We start from the raw sequence: 18,435 nt of genomic DNA, 5'->3' as shown, positions 1-18,435 counted from the left end.
GACCCTGTAGGAAAAGCACTTCCGTCGTCCGAAGTCGATCGCTGCACCAGAGGAGGTCTCGCCAATGTGGTCTGCGGTAGTTTCCGCAGGTACGGCTGCTACTGGTGAGCCGCGTGCTGACGTCGTTGATCGTCTTGTGTGGCACCACAGCGAACCTGATGAGCCGTGTCAGGGGTTCCGGCACGAACCCGGAGCTGGCGTTGCGCAGCGCGCCGCACCGGAGGGGACTGAGCTTCGTGGACCGCTCGCCACCTGGGGGCGGATCGCCGCAGGCGGGTGGACGTCCTGCTGCGCGCTGTCCGCTACCGCAGACCGACCGAACCTGGAGGCTGCAGCTGAGAGGATCGCGATGCGCGACCGCGAGACGGATGCCGACTTGCCGTGGAAACACGAAGGCCCCACAGAGGCCGTGCAACGCGTGCTCGAACTCGTCGCGATGCGCACCGCAAGGACGATCGACAAGGGGAACCGCGTTGAGTGGCTATGACTACAACGGCTGGCGCACCGCGTTGACGGGTGCGGTAGACGACCTGCTCCGCGGCTTCGAGGCCCGGTTCGGCTATCCACCGGGCGAGCCCACCCTTGGCGGCCCGGTGGGGCCAGAGGAGTTGGCAGCCGCCGAGGGGGCGGTGCCTGTGGTGCTGCTGGAGTTCCACCGGCACGTGGGCGAGGTGGCGCTGCCGGACGCGTACAACGGGTTCTTCATCCACTCGCTGGGTTTGATGCTGACAGGTCTGTCCGATCCGTACTCGCCGAAGCGCGCGCCGGCCCTGACCGACTCGGACCTGGTCGTGTTCGGCAGCGACGGTGGGGGCACGCTGTTCGCCCTCGGGGTGGAGGGCGCGCCGGTGTACCTGCTGCCGGTCGGCGCGATCGAGGACGGCGTGTACCTCGGTGAAGGGCGGGAGCTGTTCCCGAGCTTCACCGCTTTCCTCGACTGGCTGCTGACCGCCGTACGTGGAGCTGCCGCGGGCGACTTCGAGAAGGCGGTTTATCCGCTCTGATGGGGGACCGGCACGACAGGGGGCAGCATCGTGAGGCGCAGGCACAGAGGGGTGGGCGTGGTGTAGGCCGCCACTTGGAGCAGTCGCCGCGGTCGGTACGCTGCTCGCGGGAGGAGGGGACGAATGGACGGGCAGTCCAGCCCGGTGCCGCGCACCTTGCCGGAGAAGGTCGACTACCTGATCCGCAACGTGCACCCGCGCGGGCGCAAGCCGTACACGCACCCGGAGATCGCCGAGCAGACCGGTCTGTCCACCGGGCTGCTGTCGGCGTTGCGGTCGGGCAAGAACCAGAACCCCACCAAGGACACCCTGGAACGGCTCGCGCGGTTCTTCGGCGTGCCGGAGGCGTTCTTCTTCGACGAGCAGACCGCCGACCAGGTCACCGCGCAGGTCGCGCTGGCCGCCATGCTGCGTGACGCGGGCATCGCCCAGGTCGCCGCCCGGATGGTCGGGTTGTCCCAGGGCAGCCTGGAGGCCGTGCAGGCGATGACCGAGCAGTTGCGCAAGCTGGAGGGCCTGGAGGCGGACGACGCCTGATGTGGTGGTCGACGCGTCGGGCGCACCGCCGTTGCCGCCGCCTGGTGGCGCGGCTGGACTTCCCCGATCCCTTCGACCTGACCGAGTTGTGCCGGCGGGCGGGGCGGGCCCGCGGTCGGCCCATCGAACTGGTGCCCGCGTCCCTGTCGGCGCTGGGCGTGTCCGGGTTGTGGCTGGCGGCCGACCGCCTCGACTACATCTGGTACGAGCAGAACACCTCGGCGCCGCACCGGGAGCACGTGGTCCTGCACGAACTCGGGCACATCCTCTGCGACCACGGCGGGTCGGGGCCCGCGGCGCAGGTGCTGGCCGCGTTGTTCCCCCAGCTGGACCCGGAGGTGGTGGGTCGTATGCTGGCCCGCCGGCACGACGCGTACACCGGCGTCGAGGAGCTGGAGGCCGAGGCGTTCGCCCACGAGGTGCGGGTGCGCGCCGACCGCGCGTTCCGGCCGCGCGAGGACGACGAGGTCACCGACCGGCTCGGCCGAGTGCTGGGTGACTGAGTCGCGGTGACGCCGGCCAACTGGGTTCAGCTGGGGCTGATCGCCGCCTCCGGGCTCGCGTGCGCGTACCGGTTCCGGTCGCTGCGCCGGCACGCCGGTGACCCCACGGCGAGGGCCATCTTCCTCGGCCTGCTGTCGTTGACGTTGGTGTTCCTCATCGGTCTGCCGCAGTTCTACTGGCCGGTGCACCGGTTGCTGGGCGGCGTTCCGCTGATGCCTCAACTCGTCCAGCACTGCTTCGCGATGCTCGTGGCGTACTACGCCGAGGTGTTCATGGTCCGCGTCGCCACCACGCGTCCCGATCGGGCGGTGCGACGGCGGCAGCGGTTGTTGTTGATGGCCTTCGTGTTGCTGGGCGTCTGCTACGTGGTGGGACCGCTGCGGCTGGGACTGCCCATCCTGGCGCCGGACGGCCACGCCGACTTCACCATCACGGCGTACGTGTTGGCGTGGCAGAGCTACGCGTGCCTGGTGCTGGTCGACATCGTGCAGCTCTGGTGGCGTCGGCCCGCGATCACCGGGCGGTACCTGCGGATCGGCGTCACCATGATGGCCGCCGGCGCGGCGGTCGCCCTGTTCCAGGTGGCGCACAAGGTCGCCTACCAGGTGACGGTGAACGCGGGCGGGCGGTTGCCGTGGCAGGAGAACGGGTCGTACGGCATCCAGGCGGTGCTGCTGGTCCCGGCGACCGCCCTGCTGATGGTCGGTGTCACGCTGCCGTCCTGGGGTCCCCGGGCGGCTCGCCGCTGGGCGCGGCTGCGGTCCTACCGGCGGATGGCGCCCCTGGCGCGCGCGGTGCGCGAGGCGTGCCCGGAGATCGCGACCGACCGCCCGCTCCGCTTCCAGGTGCGTTACCAGCAACGCGTGATCGGCATCCGGGACGCACTGATCGGCCCGCTGCGGCCGTTCCTGCGTGAGCCGGAGCCCGGTGGCGACGCACGCGCCGAGGCCCGCGTCATCGCCGAGGCCATCCGGCTCAAGCGCGCGGAGGGCCTTCCGGTCGGCGGACCGGCGCCCGTGTTGACCGCGGGCGCGGACTTGGACGCCGACGCCGCGTGGCTGGCGCGCGTGAGCGACGCGTACCGCCGTCTTCAGTCACCAGACTGATCAGAGTCTGCTGTCGAGTTAACTTGTTGACCGATGCTCGCGATCGTGGTTACGCTCCGTCCGATCACTAAAGTGATCCAAAACGGGGATGAAGCCAGCTTCAGTGATACACGGGGGAATCATGTCAAGAGCGAGAACGGTGGCGCGCGCCGTCATCGGCGTCGTCCTGGCGGCGGTCGTCAGCGCCACCGTCGCACCACCGGCCCACGCGGCACCGCCCACGCCGAACTTCGGTCCGCAGATCGACCCGTACGCGGCGGCCGAACCGCAGCGGACGTGCGACCCGTCGGCCAAGCCCGGTGTCGTCGACATCCAGAACCTGCTCGTGTCCACCTACGGCCGCCCGAGCAAGGGCATCATCCGCGCGTGCAACGACGGCGGGGCCAGCGAGCACAAGGAGGGGCGTGCGCTGGACTACCCGTTCAACGCCAACGACCCCGGCCAGCGGGCGCAGGGTGACGACCTGGTCAACTGGCTGCTGGCGACCGACCAGCACGGCAACAAGCACGCGCTGGTCCGCCGCATGGGGATCATGTACATCATCTGGAACCGCCAGATCTGGTCGACCAGGACGTTGAGCTGGACGCCGTACAGCGGCCCCAGCCCGCACATCGACCACGTGCACCTGAGCTTCGGCTGGAACGGCGCGTTGCAGAAGACGAGTTGGTGGAGCCCGCTGAAGCCGGTCGACCGGTCCCAGGGCGACATCACCGGTGATGGTTACGCCGACCTGACCACGGTGACCGCCGAGGGTCGGTTGGCGGTGTTCGGCAACGGAATCCTGGTGCCGGGCAACAACGGCGTGCCCTACCACGGTGTCCTCTGGCAGACCGACAACACCAACTGGGGCCAGGACGCCAAGTCCATCACCACGGCCGACGTGACGGGGGACCACTTCGCCGACTTCCTGGTCCTGACGAGCGCGGGCACGTTGCAGATCTACGGCAACCAGTTCCTGATGAACCCGGACCAGTCGCCGTTCACGGGCGTGTGGCGGCAGTACGACAACTGGTCGGGCTACCGGAAGATCGCGGCCGGCGACATCAACCACGACGGGTTCGCCGACCTCGCCGCGGTGACGACGAGCGGCAAGCTGGAAATCTTCCTCAACACCAAGCAGGTCGGTGACGGCCAGTCCCCGTTCTCCGGTCCGTTGAAGGTCTACGAGAGCGGCTGGGGCGCGGACGTCATCGACATCGCACTGGGCGACGTCACCGGCGACGGCTACGCCGATCTCGCGGCCATCCGCACCAACGGAGCGCTTGAGGTGTACGGCAACGGCATCCTGCTGCCTGGCCGTGGGGACACCCCGTTCTGGGACATCACCTGGCAGATCACGAGCGCGTGGCACACCGTTCACGACATCAGCCTCAGCGATGTCACCGGTGACGGCTACGCCGATCTGTCCGCGATCACCGACACGGGCGAGTTGCAGGTCTACGGCAACGTCATCGGTCACACGAAGACCGACTACTACACGGGCGCGCACTGGCGTTACCCCACCTGGACCGGCGTTCACCACGTCGCCTGAGCCGGAAGGAAGTCCTGCGATGAAGTGGGGACACAAAGCGCTCGGAGTCGTGGCGCTGTCGATCGGTCTCGCGTGGCCGCACACGGCCGTCGCCGCGCCGCTTGCCGACGCTCCCGCCGACCTGTGCGCGACCGTCGGCGAGAACGCCGGGTTCACCAGGACCGGGACCCTCGTCACGGCGGTGGCGATCGCCCTCGCCGAGTCCGGGTGCAACCCGTCGGCGACGGGGCACAACACGAACGGGACGATCGACCGCGGCCTGTGGCAGATCAACTCCATCCACACGCAGTTCTCGAACGCCTGCACCTACGATCCGCAGTGCAACGCCAACGCGGCCTACGCGATCTACTTGGGGCGCAACAGCACTTTCCAGCCCTGGGTGACGTACAAGACCGGCAAGTACCGCCAGTACCTCGACCGCGCGCAGGCCGCCGTCGACCGGCTCGGCACGCCCCCGACGCCGCGGGACCGTTCCGAAGGCGACATCACCGGTGATGGTTACGCCGACCTGACGACGGTGACCGCTGAGGGTCGGTTGGCGGTGTTCGGCAATGGGATTCTGGTGCCTGGTAACAACGGCGTGCCGTATCACGGCGTTTCGTGGCAGACGGACAACACCAACTGGAGTCAGGACGCCAAGTCCATCACCACGGCCGACGTGACGGGGGACCGGTTCGCCGACTTCCTGGTGCTGACCAGTTCGGGCGCCTTGCAGATCTACGGCAACCAGTCGCTGATCAACGCGGACCACGCTCCGTTCACCGGTGTGTGGCGGCAGTACGACAACTGGTCGGGTTACCGCAAGATCGCGGCCGGCGACATCAACCAGGACGGGTTCGCGGATCTGGCCGCGGTGACGACGAGCGGCAAGTTGGAGGTGTTCCTCAACACCAAGCAGGTTGGTGACGGTCAGTCCCCGTTCTCCGGTCCGTTGAAGGTTTACGAGAGCGGGTGGGGTGCGGACGTCATCGACATCGCTTTGGGTGACGTCACCGGGGATGGTTACGCCGACCTGGCGGCCATTCGCGCCAACGGGACGCTTGAGGTGTACGGCAACGGCATCCTGTTGCCCGGTCGCGGGGACACGCCGTTCTGGGATGTCACCTGGCAGGTCACCAGCGGGTGGAACACGGTCCACGACATCAGCTTGAGCGATGTCACGGGCGATGGTTTCGCCGACCTGACCGCGATCACCAGCTCGGGCGAGTTGCAGGTCTACGGCAACGTCATCGGTCACACGAAGACCGATTACTACACGGGTGCGCATTGGCGTTACCCGACTTGGAGCGGCGTCCACCACGTCGCCTGACCGGGGGGTCACCGAAGGCCGCTGGGGCACTGTCCCGGCGGCCTTCGGGAGATGAGCCGTTCCTGTTGGGCCTTTCGGGTATCAGCAGAAATACTGGGCCAAGACGAAACCCCGGTAGGGCGAATTAATCTCCCACCACACACCGTCGCGGAAATCGATCACGTTGACGGTCTGGCCGCGGTACACGAGCCGGCCGGTCGGGCTGCCGCCGGGCGTCCAGCGCACGTCGACGTCGTTGGCGTAACACAGCGTCCTGGCGACCTGCACTCCGACGTCGGTGGTGGGGGCGGCTTGCGCTCCGGTGGTGGCGACACTTGTCGCGAGTAACGCGAGGGCGGCGACCAGGAAAACCCTCAGCCTGTTCAACATCGTTTCTCCGATTCCGTGAGAGTTCCTCGAAAAGAGCCCGGTGGTCCCGTTGCTCACCGTAGCGGTGCGGGTGCTTCGCGCAATGAAGTCGCGTCGACGTTCTTCGCGGTTCCGCAGCTCGCCGCACAAGTGCGGCGCATTCCATGCGCGCTGAAATTCGCATTGATCGCGAGGAAGGTTCACGCGAATTGGCCGCCGGTAACACCGTTGGCTGTGGTACGGCGTGCGGGAAGCTGTTGGGTCGCAGCAGGTTCGGAGAAGGGGAGTGGAGCTGTGGATCTGGTTGCTGGAAGTGCCGCGAAGCTCGCGTTGCTCATCGACGCCGACAACGCGAAGCCCGCGATCGCCCAAGCGCTGCTGGCCGAGGTCGCCAAGTACGGCACCGCGCACGTCAAGCGTGCTTACGGTGACTGGACGGGCACGAGCCTGAAGGGTTGGAAGGACAAGCTGCTGGCGTTGTCCATCCAACCGGTTCAGCAGTTCGCGTACGTCACGGGCAAGAACGCCACCGACGCGGCGATGGTCATCGACGCCATGGACCTGCTCTACACCGGTCGCTTCGACGGGTTCTGCCTGGTCTCCAGCGACAGCGACTTCACCCGCCTGGCCGCGCGTCTGCGTGAATCAGGACTGACCGTGTACGGCTTCGGGGAGCACAAGACGCCGAAGCCGTTCGTCGCCGCGTGCGACAAGTTCGTCTACATCGAGAACTTCTCCCGCACCGACGTCGATGCGGCGGACACCACGTCGCCGCGACCCATCTCAGCGCCCGTGGCACAACTGGCGGACAACGCGGTGCTGGTAAGCCTGCTGCGCAACGCCGTCGAGGCGGCGTCCGGTGACGACGGGTGGTCTCCGCTGGCTTCGGTGGGACACCTCATCACCAAGCAGCGCCCGGACTTCGACTCCCGCACGTACGGCTACGCCAAGCTCAGCGACCTGATGGCGGCGACCACCCTGTTCGAGTTGGACCGCCGAATTCCGGGTGACGGCAAGCCTGGCGTCCTCTACGTCCGTCGAGGCTCCTGAACCACCGCGGTCGTCCAGTCGTCCGTCCGCGGCGAGGCGCCAGGGGAGTCATGCGTGCGTCGCATACCGACGGTCTCGGGTGCGGTCTCCACGAAACCGTGGCGGCGGTAGAGGCGCCAACCGGGTGGGTCGCCGAGCAGGCTGACCGCAGCACCCGCGCCCGCCGCGGCGTCGATGGACGCGAGCAGGGTGTCGAGGATCGCGTCCCCGATCCCCCGCCGCTGGTGGGCGGGGAGGACGGCCATGTCGATGATGTGGAAGTAGGTGCCGCCGTCGCTGATCACCCGGCCCATGCCGACGGTTTCGCCGGTGCCTCGGTGGATCACGTGGACAGCGGTCCACGCGCCGTCGATCCCGAGTTCCGCGCGCTCCCTGGTGGGCTCGGACAGCCCGGCCTCACGACGCAACCGGAGGAAGTCGTCGACCGGGGGTGGACCGGGCTGAAGGGCGTAGGAGGCGTCCATGCCGATCATGGTTCCCGGTGCGCCGCGCGGCGGCAAACCAGTTGAGCACGCAGTTCGGCACATACCGAGCCGCCGAGCGGGGTGAGGCAGAAGGAAGCCGACGGCGGGGGGAGGCGCTGGGATCCCGGTCCAACGCCGTCCCCGTGCGTGGTCTGGCACGGGTCGATGTACCTCGCTCCACGAGCCGCAGGTTCACGTTCCCCGCGACCACTGCGGAACCACGCTCTCCTCGGCGGCGGGCGGTGGGGCGCTGGGCCGTTGGGGTGTATCCGGGGTGCTTTGTCACCACCGGTCCGGGACTGGCGTTATCACTGGTGACTCGGGGAGAGGGGGACCGTTGACGTCGGAACTGGAGCAGGTTGGGCAGTGTCGGGTGGTTGACGTCGTTCGCGACGTCGTCGGGCGGGTGGCGCCGGAAGAGGTTCCGGTCGTCGACGCGCTTGCCGCGCTTGATCCCGGGGTCGTCTCGCGGCGGGTCGTGAGGGCTGGTGCCCGGCGGGAGCCGTTGGGGTTCGGGTTGGGTGACGTGGCGGTGGTTGTCACGCCGGTGGTGTGGGTGGCCGTCGAGCACATCGTCACCAGGTTGACCGACTCGGCCGCCGACAGCCTTGTCGACCGCCTGCGGCGGTTGGTGAGGCGGCGGAGGGCTGTCGAGCCCGTTGTCGTCTTGCCCTTGTCCCCCGAGCAGTTGGCCGAGGTGCGGCGCAAGGCGGTGGAGATCGGGGTGCGGCGGGGGCTTGCGGTGGCGGAGGCCGAGGCGATCGCCGACGCCATCGTCGCGCGCCTGGCCCTGGGCGACGAGCCGGAGTAGGCGGTGGCCCCGCGGATCGACGAGCGGGTTCTGGGCCCCGGCACGACGGTCCGGTTCACGCTGCTGCTGGTGCTGCTGGCGGTCGCGTCGGTGGTGGCGGCGTCGGATTTCGCCTCCTGGTGGGGAGAATCGGATCCCTGGTCGTGCTGGCTGGCCACCGGCTGGGACCCGGACCGCGAGGACCTGGCCGTGCTCGGCAGCCGGCTCGGCCAGGCGGGCCCGCTCGAAGCGTGTCTCGCCCGCTACGCGCCCCCGCCGCCGTGGTGGCTGCCCTTGCTCGGACCCCTTGTGCTGACCGCGGTCGCGGCCGGCTTGTTCTTCGGCACCACCGCTCGCAAGGCACGTCGTCTCGTCCCCGTGACGCGCATCGACCACGACGGCGACCTGACCGCCGCGCTCGACGACCTGGTGGTCACGGCCGGGCTTCCGGCGGCACCGGCGTTCGCGGTGGACCCGACCGCCACGTCCACCGGCGCGGTCGTGTTCGGGCGCAACCGCAAACCCGTGGTGAGCCTGCACATCGGGCTGCTCGTGCGCCGCCCCGCCGACCCGGCCGGGTTCCGCGCGGTCGTGCTGCACGAACTGGCGCACATCCGCAACCGCGACGTCAGCCTCACCGGCGCGACCGTCGCCCTGTGGCGGGCGTTTCTGGTGCTGGTGCTGCTGCCGAAGGTCTTATGGCTGGGCACGCGGTTCGTGGACGGCCCGGACTCACCGCTGTGGTCGTCCTACCTGCCCGGCCTCGCACGAGACATCGTGCTCGCGGTGGTGCTGGTCCTCCTGGTGCACCTCGCGCGGGCGGACGTCCTGCGCACCCGCGAGGTCCACGCCGACCTGACGGCGTTGCGGTGGGGAGCGGACCGGCGGGGCTGGGACACCGCGGACACCGGTCCGCTCGGCGCGTTCGCCGAGTTGTGGCGCACGCACCCGCGCGGGGACCTGCGCCGCGCGTCGCTGGACGACCCGGCGCCGCTGTTCGGCGTGCGGGCGCTGCCGATGTTCCTCACGGGCGTGGGCGCGGCGCTGATCAACAACTCCGTCTGGCAGTACCTCAAGGACTACCGGATCGCCGGGTGGTGGGTCGACCAGTTCGTCGCGCTGCTCGCGGCCGGGCTCGTGACCGGCGTCGTGGGGATCGCCCTGTGGCGCGCCGTCGTGCACGCGCGGTTGACCGGCATCACCGCGCCGAGCGGTGTGCGTGCCGGCCTGTGGCTGGGCGCGGGGGTGCTCGCGGGTGAACTGGTGACCGGCCAGAACGTCGTCCACGACTGGGTGCCCGGCCGCTGGTGGCTCCTGTCGGTGGTCGTGGTGGCCGGTGTCGGGTTCGCCTGGTGGATCGCCCGGTGCGCCCGCCTGTGGGCCGGGACGTGGTCCGGGCGCACCCTGCGCCTGCCGATGCTGCTGGTGCTCGCGGCCGGCTGCGTGGTGTTGTCGACGTGGTTCGCGTGGTGGCTCGGCGGCGGCGCGGTGCTCGTGGTCGGCTGGCCGATCGGCACGGACGCGATGGTCGCCGAGTTCCAGCGCAGGATTCCCGGCGTCGGGCCGCCGTGGCTGGTGGAGGTCGTCGTGGCGAACGTCCCGCTGATAGCCAGCGTGACGAAGGTGCCGCTGCTCCTGGTGGCCGTCGCCCTCGCCTGGGTGGTGCCGCTGCTGGCCTGGACGGTCCGGCCGGCGACGTTGCGCTGGGTCCGCGAAGCCGATCCCGACCTGCCCGACCCACCACCGCGACCGCTGCCCCGGCTGCGCCGCGTCGTGACGCCCGGCCTGCTCGCGGGCGCGGTGGCCGCCGGGGTGCTGGTCGTGGGCCGCGACCTGCCGGAACTGGGGTTCATGGCCGCGACGTTCGCCGCCGTCACGGCCGCCGCCCTCCTCGCCGCGATCACCGCGCCGGGCCGCCACCACCTGCCGGTCCTGCTCACAGCCGCGCAGGTCGCCGCCCTGACCACCCTCGCGACCGCCGTCGTCCTGCGTTCGTGGCCGGTCCTGGGGCCGATCGTCGTCCCGTCACTGGTTTCGGCCGCCGTGGTGGGGGCGGCCGTCGCCGCGGTCCGCGCGGCCACCCGCCGCCGCCCGGCCCCCGCGCCGACGCACCCGGTGTCCACCGCGCCCCGCCGCGTCGCCGTGGCCGTGCTCGCCGCCGCCGCGTTGCTCGTGAGCGGGGCCGAGGTGATGCGCGGGGCCGCGGTCCCGTCCGGGGAAGGGGACCTGGGGCCCGCACCGGAAGCGGCCTCCGCGCCGTCCGCCCGGACGACGCGGTTGCAGCTCGCCGCTTGGACGCGCGTCGGCGGGCGCGCGGTCCTGGGCCACGTCACCGGTGCCGCGACGTGTGCCGACATCTCCGCCGCCGCACGGGAAACCGATGCGTTCTTCCGCGTACCCGACCGTCGTCTGCGTCCCTTGTGGGACGCCGTCGTCATGCGTGCCGACCGCGCCCGCACGAACTGCGCCACCGATCCCGGCACGGGCCTGGCGTGGGCACGCCGGGCCGCCGACGCCGCGACCGCGTTGCGCACCGGCCTGGACGCCGTCGCACGCGGCGACGAACCGGTCGTCGCCGTGCCCGGCCTCGGTGACGCCCTGGCGCCCGCGCAGTGGGCGGACCGCGGCGCCCGCGATCTGCTGGCGCGCTTCGACACCGCCGCCCAGCGCCTGTTCGCCTACATCGAAGAGGTGCGGGGGAAGGTCGAGACGACCGCGCTCATGCCGCACTGCGCCGAGGTGACCGAGGTGGCCAAGGACGCGCGGGACTTCTTCCCCGTGGACGACCCGTGGATGCAGGAGCGGTGGGAGGGATTCGTGCGCTCGGCGGCCAAAGCGGGGCTCGGGTGCGCGCAGTCGCTTGTGGACCTTGACGAGGACGCCTTGCGCGCGGCGCTGGAGGAGATCGAACGGCTCCAGGACGTCGTGGTGTGCCTGGAGAACCGGGTGGGCGACGTGACCGGCGACTCCTGCTGACCAGTGGGTCAAGGGGTTTCGGCCGAACCGGTGCGGTCGAGGTCGTCGAGTTGGCGTTGGGTGTGTGCGGCGTCTTCGTCGCGTCCCTGCTCCCGGTAGAGCTGAAGCGCTTCCCGCCACGCCGCGCGGGCCTGCCGGCGGTGTCCGAGGGCGGCGTGGGGGTGAGCGAGGTGATCGAGGATGTTTGCGACGTCGTAGGTGTGGTTGAGGGCACGGCGCAGGGCGAGGGCCTGCCGGTAGTGGTCGAGGGCCTGGTGGTGGTCGCCGGTGCGGTGGGCGATGAAGCCCAGGCTGTCCAAGGCGTCCGCCTCGCCCTCGGGGTAGCCGTGGTGGCGGAACAGGGTGAGGGAGGCGTGGCAGTGCTCGTGGGCGGTGTCGTACTCGCCCAGCCGCGCGGCGTACCAACCCACCGCGTTGAGCGCCTTGGCCTCCCACACCGGGTGGTCGACCGCGCGGAAGAGGTCCAGGGCCTGACGCGCGTGCTCCAGCGCCCGCCGGTCGTCGCCCCGCCGTTCCCAGGCGATCGCGAGCGCATCGTGAGCGTGTGCGTGTTCGACGGGGTCGCGGTGTTGTCGGGCCAGGGCGAGGGACTGCTCCAGGTGCGGGACGGCCTGCTCGTGCAGGCGCAGCCTGGAGTAGGCGGTGCCGAGGTGGCGGTGTGCGCGGCTGCGGGTGGCGGGGTCGGGCAGGTGGTCGGCGGCGTCCAGCGCGGCCCGCCACGTGGCCAGCGCGTCGTGCCGGTGTCCCCGCAGGAGGTGGAAGGCGTGCAGTGCCCAAGCCAGGTGCCAGACGACGCGGTGGCAGCCGAGGGCTGCGGCGGTGCGCTGGGTGGCCAGCAGGGTGGCGTGCTCGGCGTCCAGCCAGGCCATCGCCGTCGCGATGTCGGGCAGCGGGTGCAGGCGGACGCCGGGTGCGAGCGGGCCGGGGTCCGCGAGTGGGCGGTGGGGGTTCAGCAGGCGGCCGGCGACGACCGCGGTGTGCAGGCGGAAGTCCAGCACCCGCACCAGGGCCGCCCTCCGCACGTGCTCGGGCAACTCGCGGCCGAGGGTGGCGGCGTAGGCGCGGATCAGGTCGTGCATCGCGTACCGGCCGCCCGGCCGTCGTTCCAGCATCGACGCCTCTTCCAGCGCCGTGAGCGTCCTGCGCGTCGTGGCGGGCGGCAAGCCACCGAGAGCGGCGACCGCGGGTGCGGTGGTGTCGGGGCCGGGTGCGATCCCGAGCAGTGCGAACAAGGTGCGCTGCTCCTCGGTGAGCCGGCGCAGGGACCAGGACAGCACGGTGGGCAGGCTGGCGGACGGGTCGGTGTCGTGGTCCAGCGCCTCCAGGCCCAGCTCGCGCAGCTCGGCGGCGACCTCGGCCAGCGGGGCGGTGGGGCGGGTGCCGACGTTGCGGGCGGTGATCGCCAGAGCCAGGGAATGGCCACCGCACAGCCTGATCAACTCGTCCACCGCCCTGGGGGCGCTGCCGACGCGGTGGGTGCCCAGGCGGGCGGTCAGCAGGGCGCGGGCCTCGTCGCGGGTGAGGATGTCGAGGTTCAGGTGGCGCGCGCCGTGCCGGTCGATCAGGGAGGCGAGCCGGTGTCGGCTGGTGACCAGGACGGTGCAGGTCGGGCTGCCGGGCAGCAGGGGGACGACCTGGTCGACGGTGGCGGCGTTGTCCAGCACGACCAGCATCCGCCGCCCCGCCACCAGGCTCCGGTACAACGCGGCCTGGGCGTCGAGGCCGGTCGGGATGCGGTCGGGTTCGACGCCGAGGGCGTCGAGGAACCCGCGCAGGGCCACCGCCGGCTCCACCGGCTCGTCCGCGGCGCTGAAGCCGTGCAGGTCGACGAACAGCTGCCCGTCGGGGAACCGGTCCACCCACCGGTTGGCCCAGGTCAGCGCGAGCCAGGTCTTGCCGATGCCGCCGGTGCCGCCGATCGACGAGATCACCACCGTCGCACCCGACACGTCGTCCGGGGTCGTGGTCAGGGCGCGGTCCAGCTCGGCGAGTTCGGTGGCGCGGCCGGTGAACAGCCTCGGCACGGCCGGCAGCTGGCGGGGCACCACCCGGGAGCGGTCCGCGCCCTCCTCCGCCTCGGCCAGGCCGGGGTCCGCGGTGAGGATGCGGTGGTGGAGCTGTTGGAGGGGTGGGCCGGGGTCGGTGCCGAGTTCGTCGGCGAGTCGGGTGCGGAGTTGCTGGTAGTGGTCCAGGGCGTCGGCCTGCCGTCCGTTGCGGTACAGGGCGAGCATGAGTTGGCCGGCGAGGCGTTCGTCCAGCGGGTGCCGGCCGGCGCGTTCGGTCAGGGCGGGCAGCAGGTCGGTGTGGCGGCCCAGGCGCAGCGCGGTGTCGGTGTGGTCGAGTTCGGCGGCCTGGCGGTGGCGCTCCAGGGCGGTCCGCAGGTCGGCGGCCCACGGGGTGTCGAGTTCGGGCAGCGGTTCGCCCCGGCACAGGTCGAGCGCCTGCTCGTACAGCCCCAGGGCTTGGTGGTCGTCACGGGTGGCCCTGGCGCGGGTGAGCAGGTCGTGGAAGCGGTGCAGGTCCGCGGTTCGCTCTTCGAGGGCGAGGCGGTAGCCGCCGGAGTGGCGCTCCAGCCGGACACCGTCGAGGTCGGCCAGCACGCCGCGCAAGCGGGTCAGGTAGCTGTAGAGGGTGTCCCGGCCGCGGCGCGGCGGCTGTTCGCCCCACACGCGGTCCAGCAGCTGTTCGACGGGCACGGGCCGGTTGGCCTCCGCCAGCAGCACGCCCAGGACCCCGCGTTGTCGGCGGTGCCCCAGGTCGACCTGGTCACCGTCCCGCCGCGCCCACACGCCACCGAGCAGCCCGAACTCCACCACCACCATGATCCCCCACCCCCCGTGTGCTTCCGGGATACCAGGAAGACCTGTGGGTTCAAGGTCGTTCGACGGGGTTTCCCTCGATCGGCCCTGCACCGCGGGTGCCGCGGCGTTGGTGCAGCATGTGGTCGCCGGCGTCGAGGTAGGCGGTGAAGAAGTCGGCGACCTCGGTGAGCCGGGCCCGGGCGTGGTCGGCGTCGGCGAGTCGGGCGCCGTCGCGGAGGGTGTCGACAAAAGTGCGGGTTCGCGCGTGTGACGCCGCGAGGAGCCGCTCGAACCCGCCGGCGGCTTCGACCAGGAGGCGGCGGCTGCCCGGTTGCGGGATGGTGCGGGCCAGCCCCCAGGACACCAGTTCCCGGACCGCGGTGCTCACCGCGCCCTTGCTGAGCTTGAGGTCCTGGCCGAGGTCGTCGAGCGTGACGGGGTCGGCGTTGAGCAGCAACTGCCCGTAGACGCGACCGGTGGCGCGGGGGAGGTGCCACGAGGCGAGCAGGTCGCCCAGGGCCGCGACGAACGCGGCGCGTTTGTCCGGGGCGGTCATGCCGTGTGCTCCCACCGGTCGAGGAGCGTGCTGATCACCGCGGTGGTCGCGGCGGGGGCGTCGAGGGTGACGTTGTGCCCGGCGTCGGGGATGACGTGCTCGCTCACGCCCTCGGCGGCGGCCCAGCGGGGCATGGCGGTGGCGATGTTGCCGGTGCGGTCGTGTGCGCCGCGGACGAGTCCGAGCGGGATCGGGGTGCGGTAGGCCGGATCGGGGTCGACCAGGGATGTGGTCGCGCGCCACACGTCCAGGAAGACGTGCTTCGGGATGCGTGCGAACGTGCGCTCCGATTCCGCGATGCCACGGGGTGTGGTCGCCGAGGCACGCGCCATGAGCCGGGGCAGGCGGGACGCCGGCACCAGCGCCAGCGCCGGAGCGGCGAGCCCGAGCAGGAACCGCTCGGCCGTGCTCAGCGGTCCGGTGTTCCGGGTCGCGTCCAGGACGATCAGCCCGTGCGCGTGGTCGGGCAGGCGGCGGACCAGTGCCTGGGCGAGGTTGCCGCCCAGTGAGTGTCCGATGAGGACCGGACGTCGCACGGCGAGGTGGTCGAGCAGCGCGACGAGGTCGTCCAACGCGGCGGTGGCGGTGAACCGCGTGTCGAGGGTGGACGCGCCGTGACCACGCAGGTCCCAGAGGACCACCCGGTGCCCGGCCCGGTGCAGCGCGAGCGCGGGCGCCTCGAACATCCGGTGGTCCATCCCGGCGCCGTGGACGAAGACGACCGGACGCCGCGGGCCGGGGAGGTCGCGGTACCACAGCACCGCGCCGTCCCGGCGCAACACGCTCTCGGTGTTCACCATATTCAGAATCTAGCAAATCTGGGTCGTGCCGCGCGCCCGTCGGGCGAGAGGCCCTCGGGCCGGTCGGCCTCCGGTGCGTCGACCGGTGTCCAAACGGGCCGGGGGAGAATGCGCGGGATTGCGGCCTGCCGGTCGGGGATTGCGGTGTGCGGGACCGGCTCGCGGTCGACGCCGTGGCCGGCCGACGTGGGGCGGGGATTTCCGCGCGGGCGGCCCGACAGGTGGACATCGCCCGTTTCCCGGGCGTGAACACCGTGTTTCCGCTGCGCGACACCCGTGCCGGCAACTTCGGTTTTCCCCAGTGGCGCAAGCGAAAACCATGCGGAGCCGATCGGTGTCGAAATGGGCGTGGAGTCCGATCCGGATCGTCCCGCACCGCCTGACCTGCGTCGCACCGACCGCTGTTGCCGCGGTCGATCACCATGGCGTCGATCACCGAATTCCGCGCGACGACGCCGAATGGCGGACCTGTGCGACGCCTCTACGCGACTCCCGTTGCGCCGCAAGGATGAACGCGGCGAGTGCCGCGCATCACTTGTCGGCACGAGCCGCTTCGGGTGGGCGACGCTCCGTGTCCATGCCCTTGCGGGCAGTCCATGCACATGCCAACATTGCTTACGTCATTAATGACTGGTCATGTATATCCTTGGCTTCCTTGGAGAGCGACCGCATGTCCATCATCTCCCCGGAGTTCGAGATAGAGGTCGTCGCGAGCGGCCTGGCGGACGGGTACTGGATCCACGCGGCCGACCTCAACGGAGACGGGCGGGCCGATCTGATCGTGTCGGGCGTCGCCGAGGGGCGGATCGCCTGGTTCGAGAACCCCACCTGGACCGAGCGGGAGATCGCCGTCCTGCACCGGCCGGTCGCACTGGACACCGCCGACCTCACCGGTGACGGCTCGCTGGACATCGTGGTGTGCCACGACTACGGCGAAACGCTGCGCGCGTGCGCGCCCGACAGCGGCATGGTGTCGTGGTTGCGCAACCCGGGCGCCGAGGGCGCGTGGCGGCAGTTCGACATCGGGCAGCTCTGCTCGGCGCACCGCGTGCTGGTGTTGGACGACCGGGTGCTCGCCGCGCCCATGGTGGGTCCCGGCGGCGGTCCGGGCGCGGTCGCCGAACCGGTGCGGCTCACCTCGTTCGTGCGGCCGGAGAACCCGGAAACCGTGCCGTGGCACGAGGAAACCATCGACGTCACGTCCTACTCGGTCGTGCACGAGATGGTGCCGGCCAACCGCACGCGACCCCGGGCCGGGCAGCCGCTGCTGCTGTCCAGCGCCGAGGGCGTGACCGAGCTGACCCGGGCCGGCGACGGGTGGGACGCCGTCCCGATCGGTGCGGGCGAGGTCGGTCAAGTCGGGCGCACCGGCTACCGGGGCGGCAACACCGCGTCCCGGGGTGTGCTCGCGAGCAGCGGCACCACGTACGTCGCGTCGCTGGAACCATTCCACGGCAACACAGTCGCCGTGTACACGGAGGACGGTCGCCGGACCGTGCTCGACGTCTACGGCGACCCGAACGAACTCGGCGAGGGACCCGGTCACGACCTGGTGTGCGCCGACTTCGACCAGGACGGCGACGACGAGTTCCTGGTGGCGTTGCGCGGGCCGAGCCCGTGGCAGGGCGTCGTCTACTACAAGGCGGTCGACGCCGCGAAGGGGTTGTGGACCAAGAAGCTGGTGTCGACCGAGTCCGCCGCGCGCATCGCGGTCGCGGACTTCGACGGCGACGGCGTGCTGGACTTCGCCACGATCGGCTACTGCACGCCGGGGTACTTCCTCGCCGAGGACCCGAAGGTGGTCGTCGCCTACAACAGATCTCTGCGCTCCTGACACGCATTCACTGGGGGAACGATGTCACGACTGCTGTACCTGTGCGGGGGTTGGCCGGGGCACAAACCCGGCGAGGTGGCGGGTTGGCTGATCCCCGAGCTGCACCAACGGGGTTTCGAGGTCGAGCTGACCGCCGACCCGGCGCGGCTGGGTGACGACCTCTCGGAGTTCGCCGCCGTGCTGCTGGGCTGGACGCAGAGCCACCCCACCGAGGACCTGGACCCCGCGGTGGCCGAGCGGTTCTCCGCGTCCGTCGCGAGTGGACTCGGCGTCGCGGGCTGGCACGGCATGGGCGCGTCGTTCCGCGCCAGCCTGCTCTACAACATGATCGTCGGCGGGAACTGCGTGTCGCACCCCGGCGGCGAGGGCGTGCGCGTGCCCTACACCGTGCGCATCGTCCACACCGGACACGAGGTCACCAAGGGCGTGCACGACTTCGAGGTCGCCTCGGAGCAGTATTACATGCACGTCGACCCGGCCAACGAGGTGCTGGCCGAGACCACGTTCACCGGCGAGCACATCCCGTGGATCGACGGGCACACCTCGCCCGTCGCGTGGACCCGCAACTGGGGCGAGGGCCGCGTCTTCTACACGTCCGTCGGGCACTACCTCGCCGACCTCCGCGTCCCCGACTCCACCACCCTGCTGTTGCAGGGCATCTCCTGGGCCGCCACCCGGCCCTGACCACCCCCGCGCACCGCGCTGGGTGAGATCCGACGGACCGCACGCCGGTCCGGCGCTCCGACGCGCGACGAGCCACCCCGGAGGGGCGTGGCCGGTCGCGCGCACCCGAAACCGGCGCCGCGCGTCGCGGTGCCGCCGAGT

17 protein-coding genes are annotated in these 18,435 nt (G+C 71.0%); 12 read left to right on the top strand and 5 right to left on the bottom strand.

Translation table 11 applies throughout. The features are described from left to right. Positions 1–349 precede the first annotated feature (349 nt). The 7 genes from KZQ38_RS08940 (at position 350) to KZQ38_RS08910 (ending at position 5,991) form a co-directional block, all read left to right on the top strand. A complete protein-coding gene (locus KZQ38_RS08940) occupies positions 350–487 on the top strand; it encodes a hypothetical protein (protein WP_219440169.1) in 138 nt (45 codons plus the stop codon). Continuing rightward, positions 474–1,004, top strand: a complete 531-nt coding sequence (locus KZQ38_RS08935) for an SMI1/KNR4 family protein (RefSeq protein ID WP_219440168.1) — start codon at positions 474–476, stop codon at positions 1,002–1,004. The genes KZQ38_RS08940 and KZQ38_RS08935 overlap by 14 nt, the downstream gene beginning before the upstream one ends. Positions 1,005–1,127: 123 nt before the next feature. Further along, positions 1,128–1,541 (top strand): helix-turn-helix domain-containing protein, encoded by a 414-nt coding sequence (locus KZQ38_RS08930; RefSeq protein WP_219440167.1) that lies wholly within the window; start codon positions 1,128–1,130, stop codon positions 1,539–1,541. Beyond that, positions 1,541–2,044 (top strand): zinc metalloprotease, encoded by a 504-nt coding sequence (locus tag KZQ38_RS08925; RefSeq protein WP_219440166.1) that lies wholly within the window; start codon positions 1,541–1,543, stop codon positions 2,042–2,044. The genes KZQ38_RS08930 and KZQ38_RS08925 overlap by 1 nt, the downstream gene beginning before the upstream one ends. Before the next feature lie 6 nt (positions 2,045–2,050). Continuing rightward, positions 2,051–3,151: an MAB_1171c family putative transporter gene (locus KZQ38_RS08920; protein ID WP_219440165.1), complete on the top strand. Its 1,101-nt coding sequence runs from the start codon at positions 2,051–2,053 to the stop codon at positions 3,149–3,151. Positions 3,152–3,272: 121 nt separating this feature from the next. Next, a complete protein-coding gene (locus tag KZQ38_RS08915; protein WP_219440164.1) occupies positions 3,273–4,682 on the top strand; it encodes an FG-GAP repeat domain-containing protein in 1,410 nt (469 codons plus the stop codon). A gap of 19 nt (positions 4,683–4,701) precedes the next feature. Continuing rightward, a complete protein-coding gene (locus KZQ38_RS08910) occupies positions 4,702–5,991 on the top strand; it encodes an FG-GAP-like repeat-containing protein (RefSeq protein ID WP_219440163.1) in 1,290 nt (429 codons plus the stop codon). A gap of 81 nt (positions 5,992–6,072) precedes the next feature. Here the strand turns inward: KZQ38_RS08910 and KZQ38_RS08905 are convergent, their stop codons facing one another. Further along, complete coding sequence (locus KZQ38_RS08905; protein WP_219440162.1) at positions 6,073–6,360, bottom strand: SH3 domain-containing protein; 288 nt, start codon at positions 6,358–6,360, stop codon at positions 6,073–6,075. Between the two features lie 273 nt (positions 6,361–6,633). On the opposite strand from KZQ38_RS08905, the gene KZQ38_RS08900 reads away from it, so the two are divergent. Then, positions 6,634–7,389: an NYN domain-containing protein gene (locus KZQ38_RS08900; RefSeq protein ID WP_308258311.1), complete on the top strand. Its 756-nt coding sequence runs from the start codon at positions 6,634–6,636 to the stop codon at positions 7,387–7,389. Here KZQ38_RS08900 and KZQ38_RS08895 read toward each other — a convergent pair. Next, positions 7,368–7,853 carry a GNAT family N-acetyltransferase gene (locus tag KZQ38_RS08895; RefSeq protein ID WP_219440161.1) on the bottom strand — a complete coding sequence of 162 codons (486 nt, stop codon included), beginning with the start codon at positions 7,851–7,853 and terminating at the stop codon, positions 7,368–7,370. The genes KZQ38_RS08900 and KZQ38_RS08895 overlap by 22 nt on opposite strands. Before the next feature lie 337 nt (positions 7,854–8,190). On the opposite strand from KZQ38_RS08895, the gene KZQ38_RS08890 reads away from it, so the two are divergent. Continuing rightward, the gene (locus KZQ38_RS08890) at positions 8,191–8,664 is read left to right on the top strand and encodes a hypothetical protein (RefSeq protein ID WP_219440160.1); all 474 of its coding nucleotides are present in this window, start codon (positions 8,191–8,193) and stop codon (positions 8,662–8,664) included. 3 nt (positions 8,665–8,667) lie between these two features. After that, complete coding sequence (locus tag KZQ38_RS08885) at positions 8,668–11,619, top strand: M48 family metalloprotease (protein WP_219440159.1); 2,952 nt, start codon at positions 8,668–8,670, stop codon at positions 11,617–11,619. Between the two features lie 8 nt (positions 11,620–11,627). Here the strand turns inward: KZQ38_RS08885 and KZQ38_RS08880 are convergent, their stop codons facing one another. Genes KZQ38_RS08880 through KZQ38_RS08870 form a run of 3 tightly spaced genes read right to left on the bottom strand, consistent with a single transcriptional unit; the run spans position 11,628 to position 15,776 of the window. Beyond that, positions 11,628–14,441, bottom strand: a complete 2,814-nt coding sequence (locus KZQ38_RS08880; protein WP_219440158.1) for an AfsR/SARP family transcriptional regulator — start codon at positions 14,439–14,441, stop codon at positions 11,628–11,630. Between the two features lie 49 nt (positions 14,442–14,490). After that, positions 14,491–14,976, bottom strand: coding sequence for a GbsR/MarR family transcriptional regulator (locus tag KZQ38_RS08875; RefSeq protein ID WP_219440157.1), 486 nt, complete (start codon positions 14,974–14,976; stop codon positions 14,491–14,493). After that, a complete protein-coding gene (locus KZQ38_RS08870) occupies positions 14,973–15,776 on the bottom strand; it encodes an alpha/beta fold hydrolase (protein WP_219440156.1) in 804 nt (267 codons plus the stop codon). The genes KZQ38_RS08875 and KZQ38_RS08870 overlap by 4 nt, the downstream gene beginning before the upstream one ends. A gap of 655 nt (positions 15,777–16,431) precedes the next feature. Between KZQ38_RS08870 and KZQ38_RS08865 the strand changes: the two genes are divergently transcribed. Next, on the top strand, positions 16,432–17,610 hold the full coding sequence (locus KZQ38_RS08865; RefSeq protein ID WP_219440155.1) for an FG-GAP repeat domain-containing protein: 1,179 nt from the start codon (positions 16,432–16,434) through the stop codon (positions 17,608–17,610). A gap of 21 nt (positions 17,611–17,631) precedes the next feature. Then, entirely contained in the window at positions 17,632–18,294 is a 663-nt protein-coding gene (locus tag KZQ38_RS08860) for a ThuA domain-containing protein (RefSeq protein ID WP_219440154.1), read from the top strand. Positions 18,295–18,435 lie beyond the last annotated feature (141 nt).

The organism is Saccharothrix obliqua, from assembly GCF_019375475.1.
Classification (GTDB): Bacteria; Actinomycetota; Actinomycetes; order Mycobacteriales; family Pseudonocardiaceae; genus Actinosynnema; species Actinosynnema obliqua.
The sequence above is the reverse complement of the archived record's forward strand: the minus strand, read 5'-3'. Positions and strand labels throughout refer to the sequence as shown.

Bases quoted from the DNA above. Each gene is read 5' to 3' on its own strand.
- KZQ38_RS08940 (WP_219440169.1), top strand. From the start codon at position 350: ATGCGCGACCGCGAGACGGATGCCGACTTGCCGTGGAAACACGAAGGC.
- KZQ38_RS08930 (WP_219440167.1), top strand. From the start codon at position 1,128: ATGGACGGGCAGTCCAGCCCGGTGCCGCGCACCTTGCCGGAGAAGGTC.
- KZQ38_RS08925 (WP_219440166.1), top strand. From the start codon at position 1,541: ATGTGGTGGTCGACGCGTCGGGCGCACCGCCGTTGCCGCCGCCTGGTG.
- KZQ38_RS08915 (WP_219440164.1), top strand. From the start codon at position 3,273: ATGTCAAGAGCGAGAACGGTGGCGCGCGCCGTCATCGGCGTCGTCCTG.
- KZQ38_RS08910 (WP_219440163.1), top strand. From the start codon at position 4,702: ATGAAGTGGGGACACAAAGCGCTCGGAGTCGTGGCGCTGTCGATCGGT.
- KZQ38_RS08905 (WP_219440162.1), bottom strand. From the start codon at position 6,360: ATGTTGAACAGGCTGAGGGTTTTCCTGGTCGCCGCCCTCGCGTTACTC.
- KZQ38_RS08895 (WP_219440161.1), bottom strand. From the start codon at position 7,853: ATGGACGCCTCCTACGCCCTTCAGCCCGGTCCACCCCCGGTCGACGAC.
- KZQ38_RS08880 (WP_219440158.1), bottom strand. From the start codon at position 14,441: ATGGTGGTGGTGGAGTTCGGGCTGCTCGGTGGCGTGTGGGCGCGGCGG.
- KZQ38_RS08875 (WP_219440157.1), bottom strand. From the start codon at position 14,976: ATGACCGCCCCGGACAAACGCGCCGCGTTCGTCGCGGCCCTGGGCGAC.
- KZQ38_RS08870 (WP_219440156.1), bottom strand. From the start codon at position 15,776: ATGGTGAACACCGAGAGCGTGTTGCGCCGGGACGGCGCGGTGCTGTGG.
- KZQ38_RS08860 (WP_219440154.1), top strand. From the start codon at position 17,632: ATGTCACGACTGCTGTACCTGTGCGGGGGTTGGCCGGGGCACAAACCC.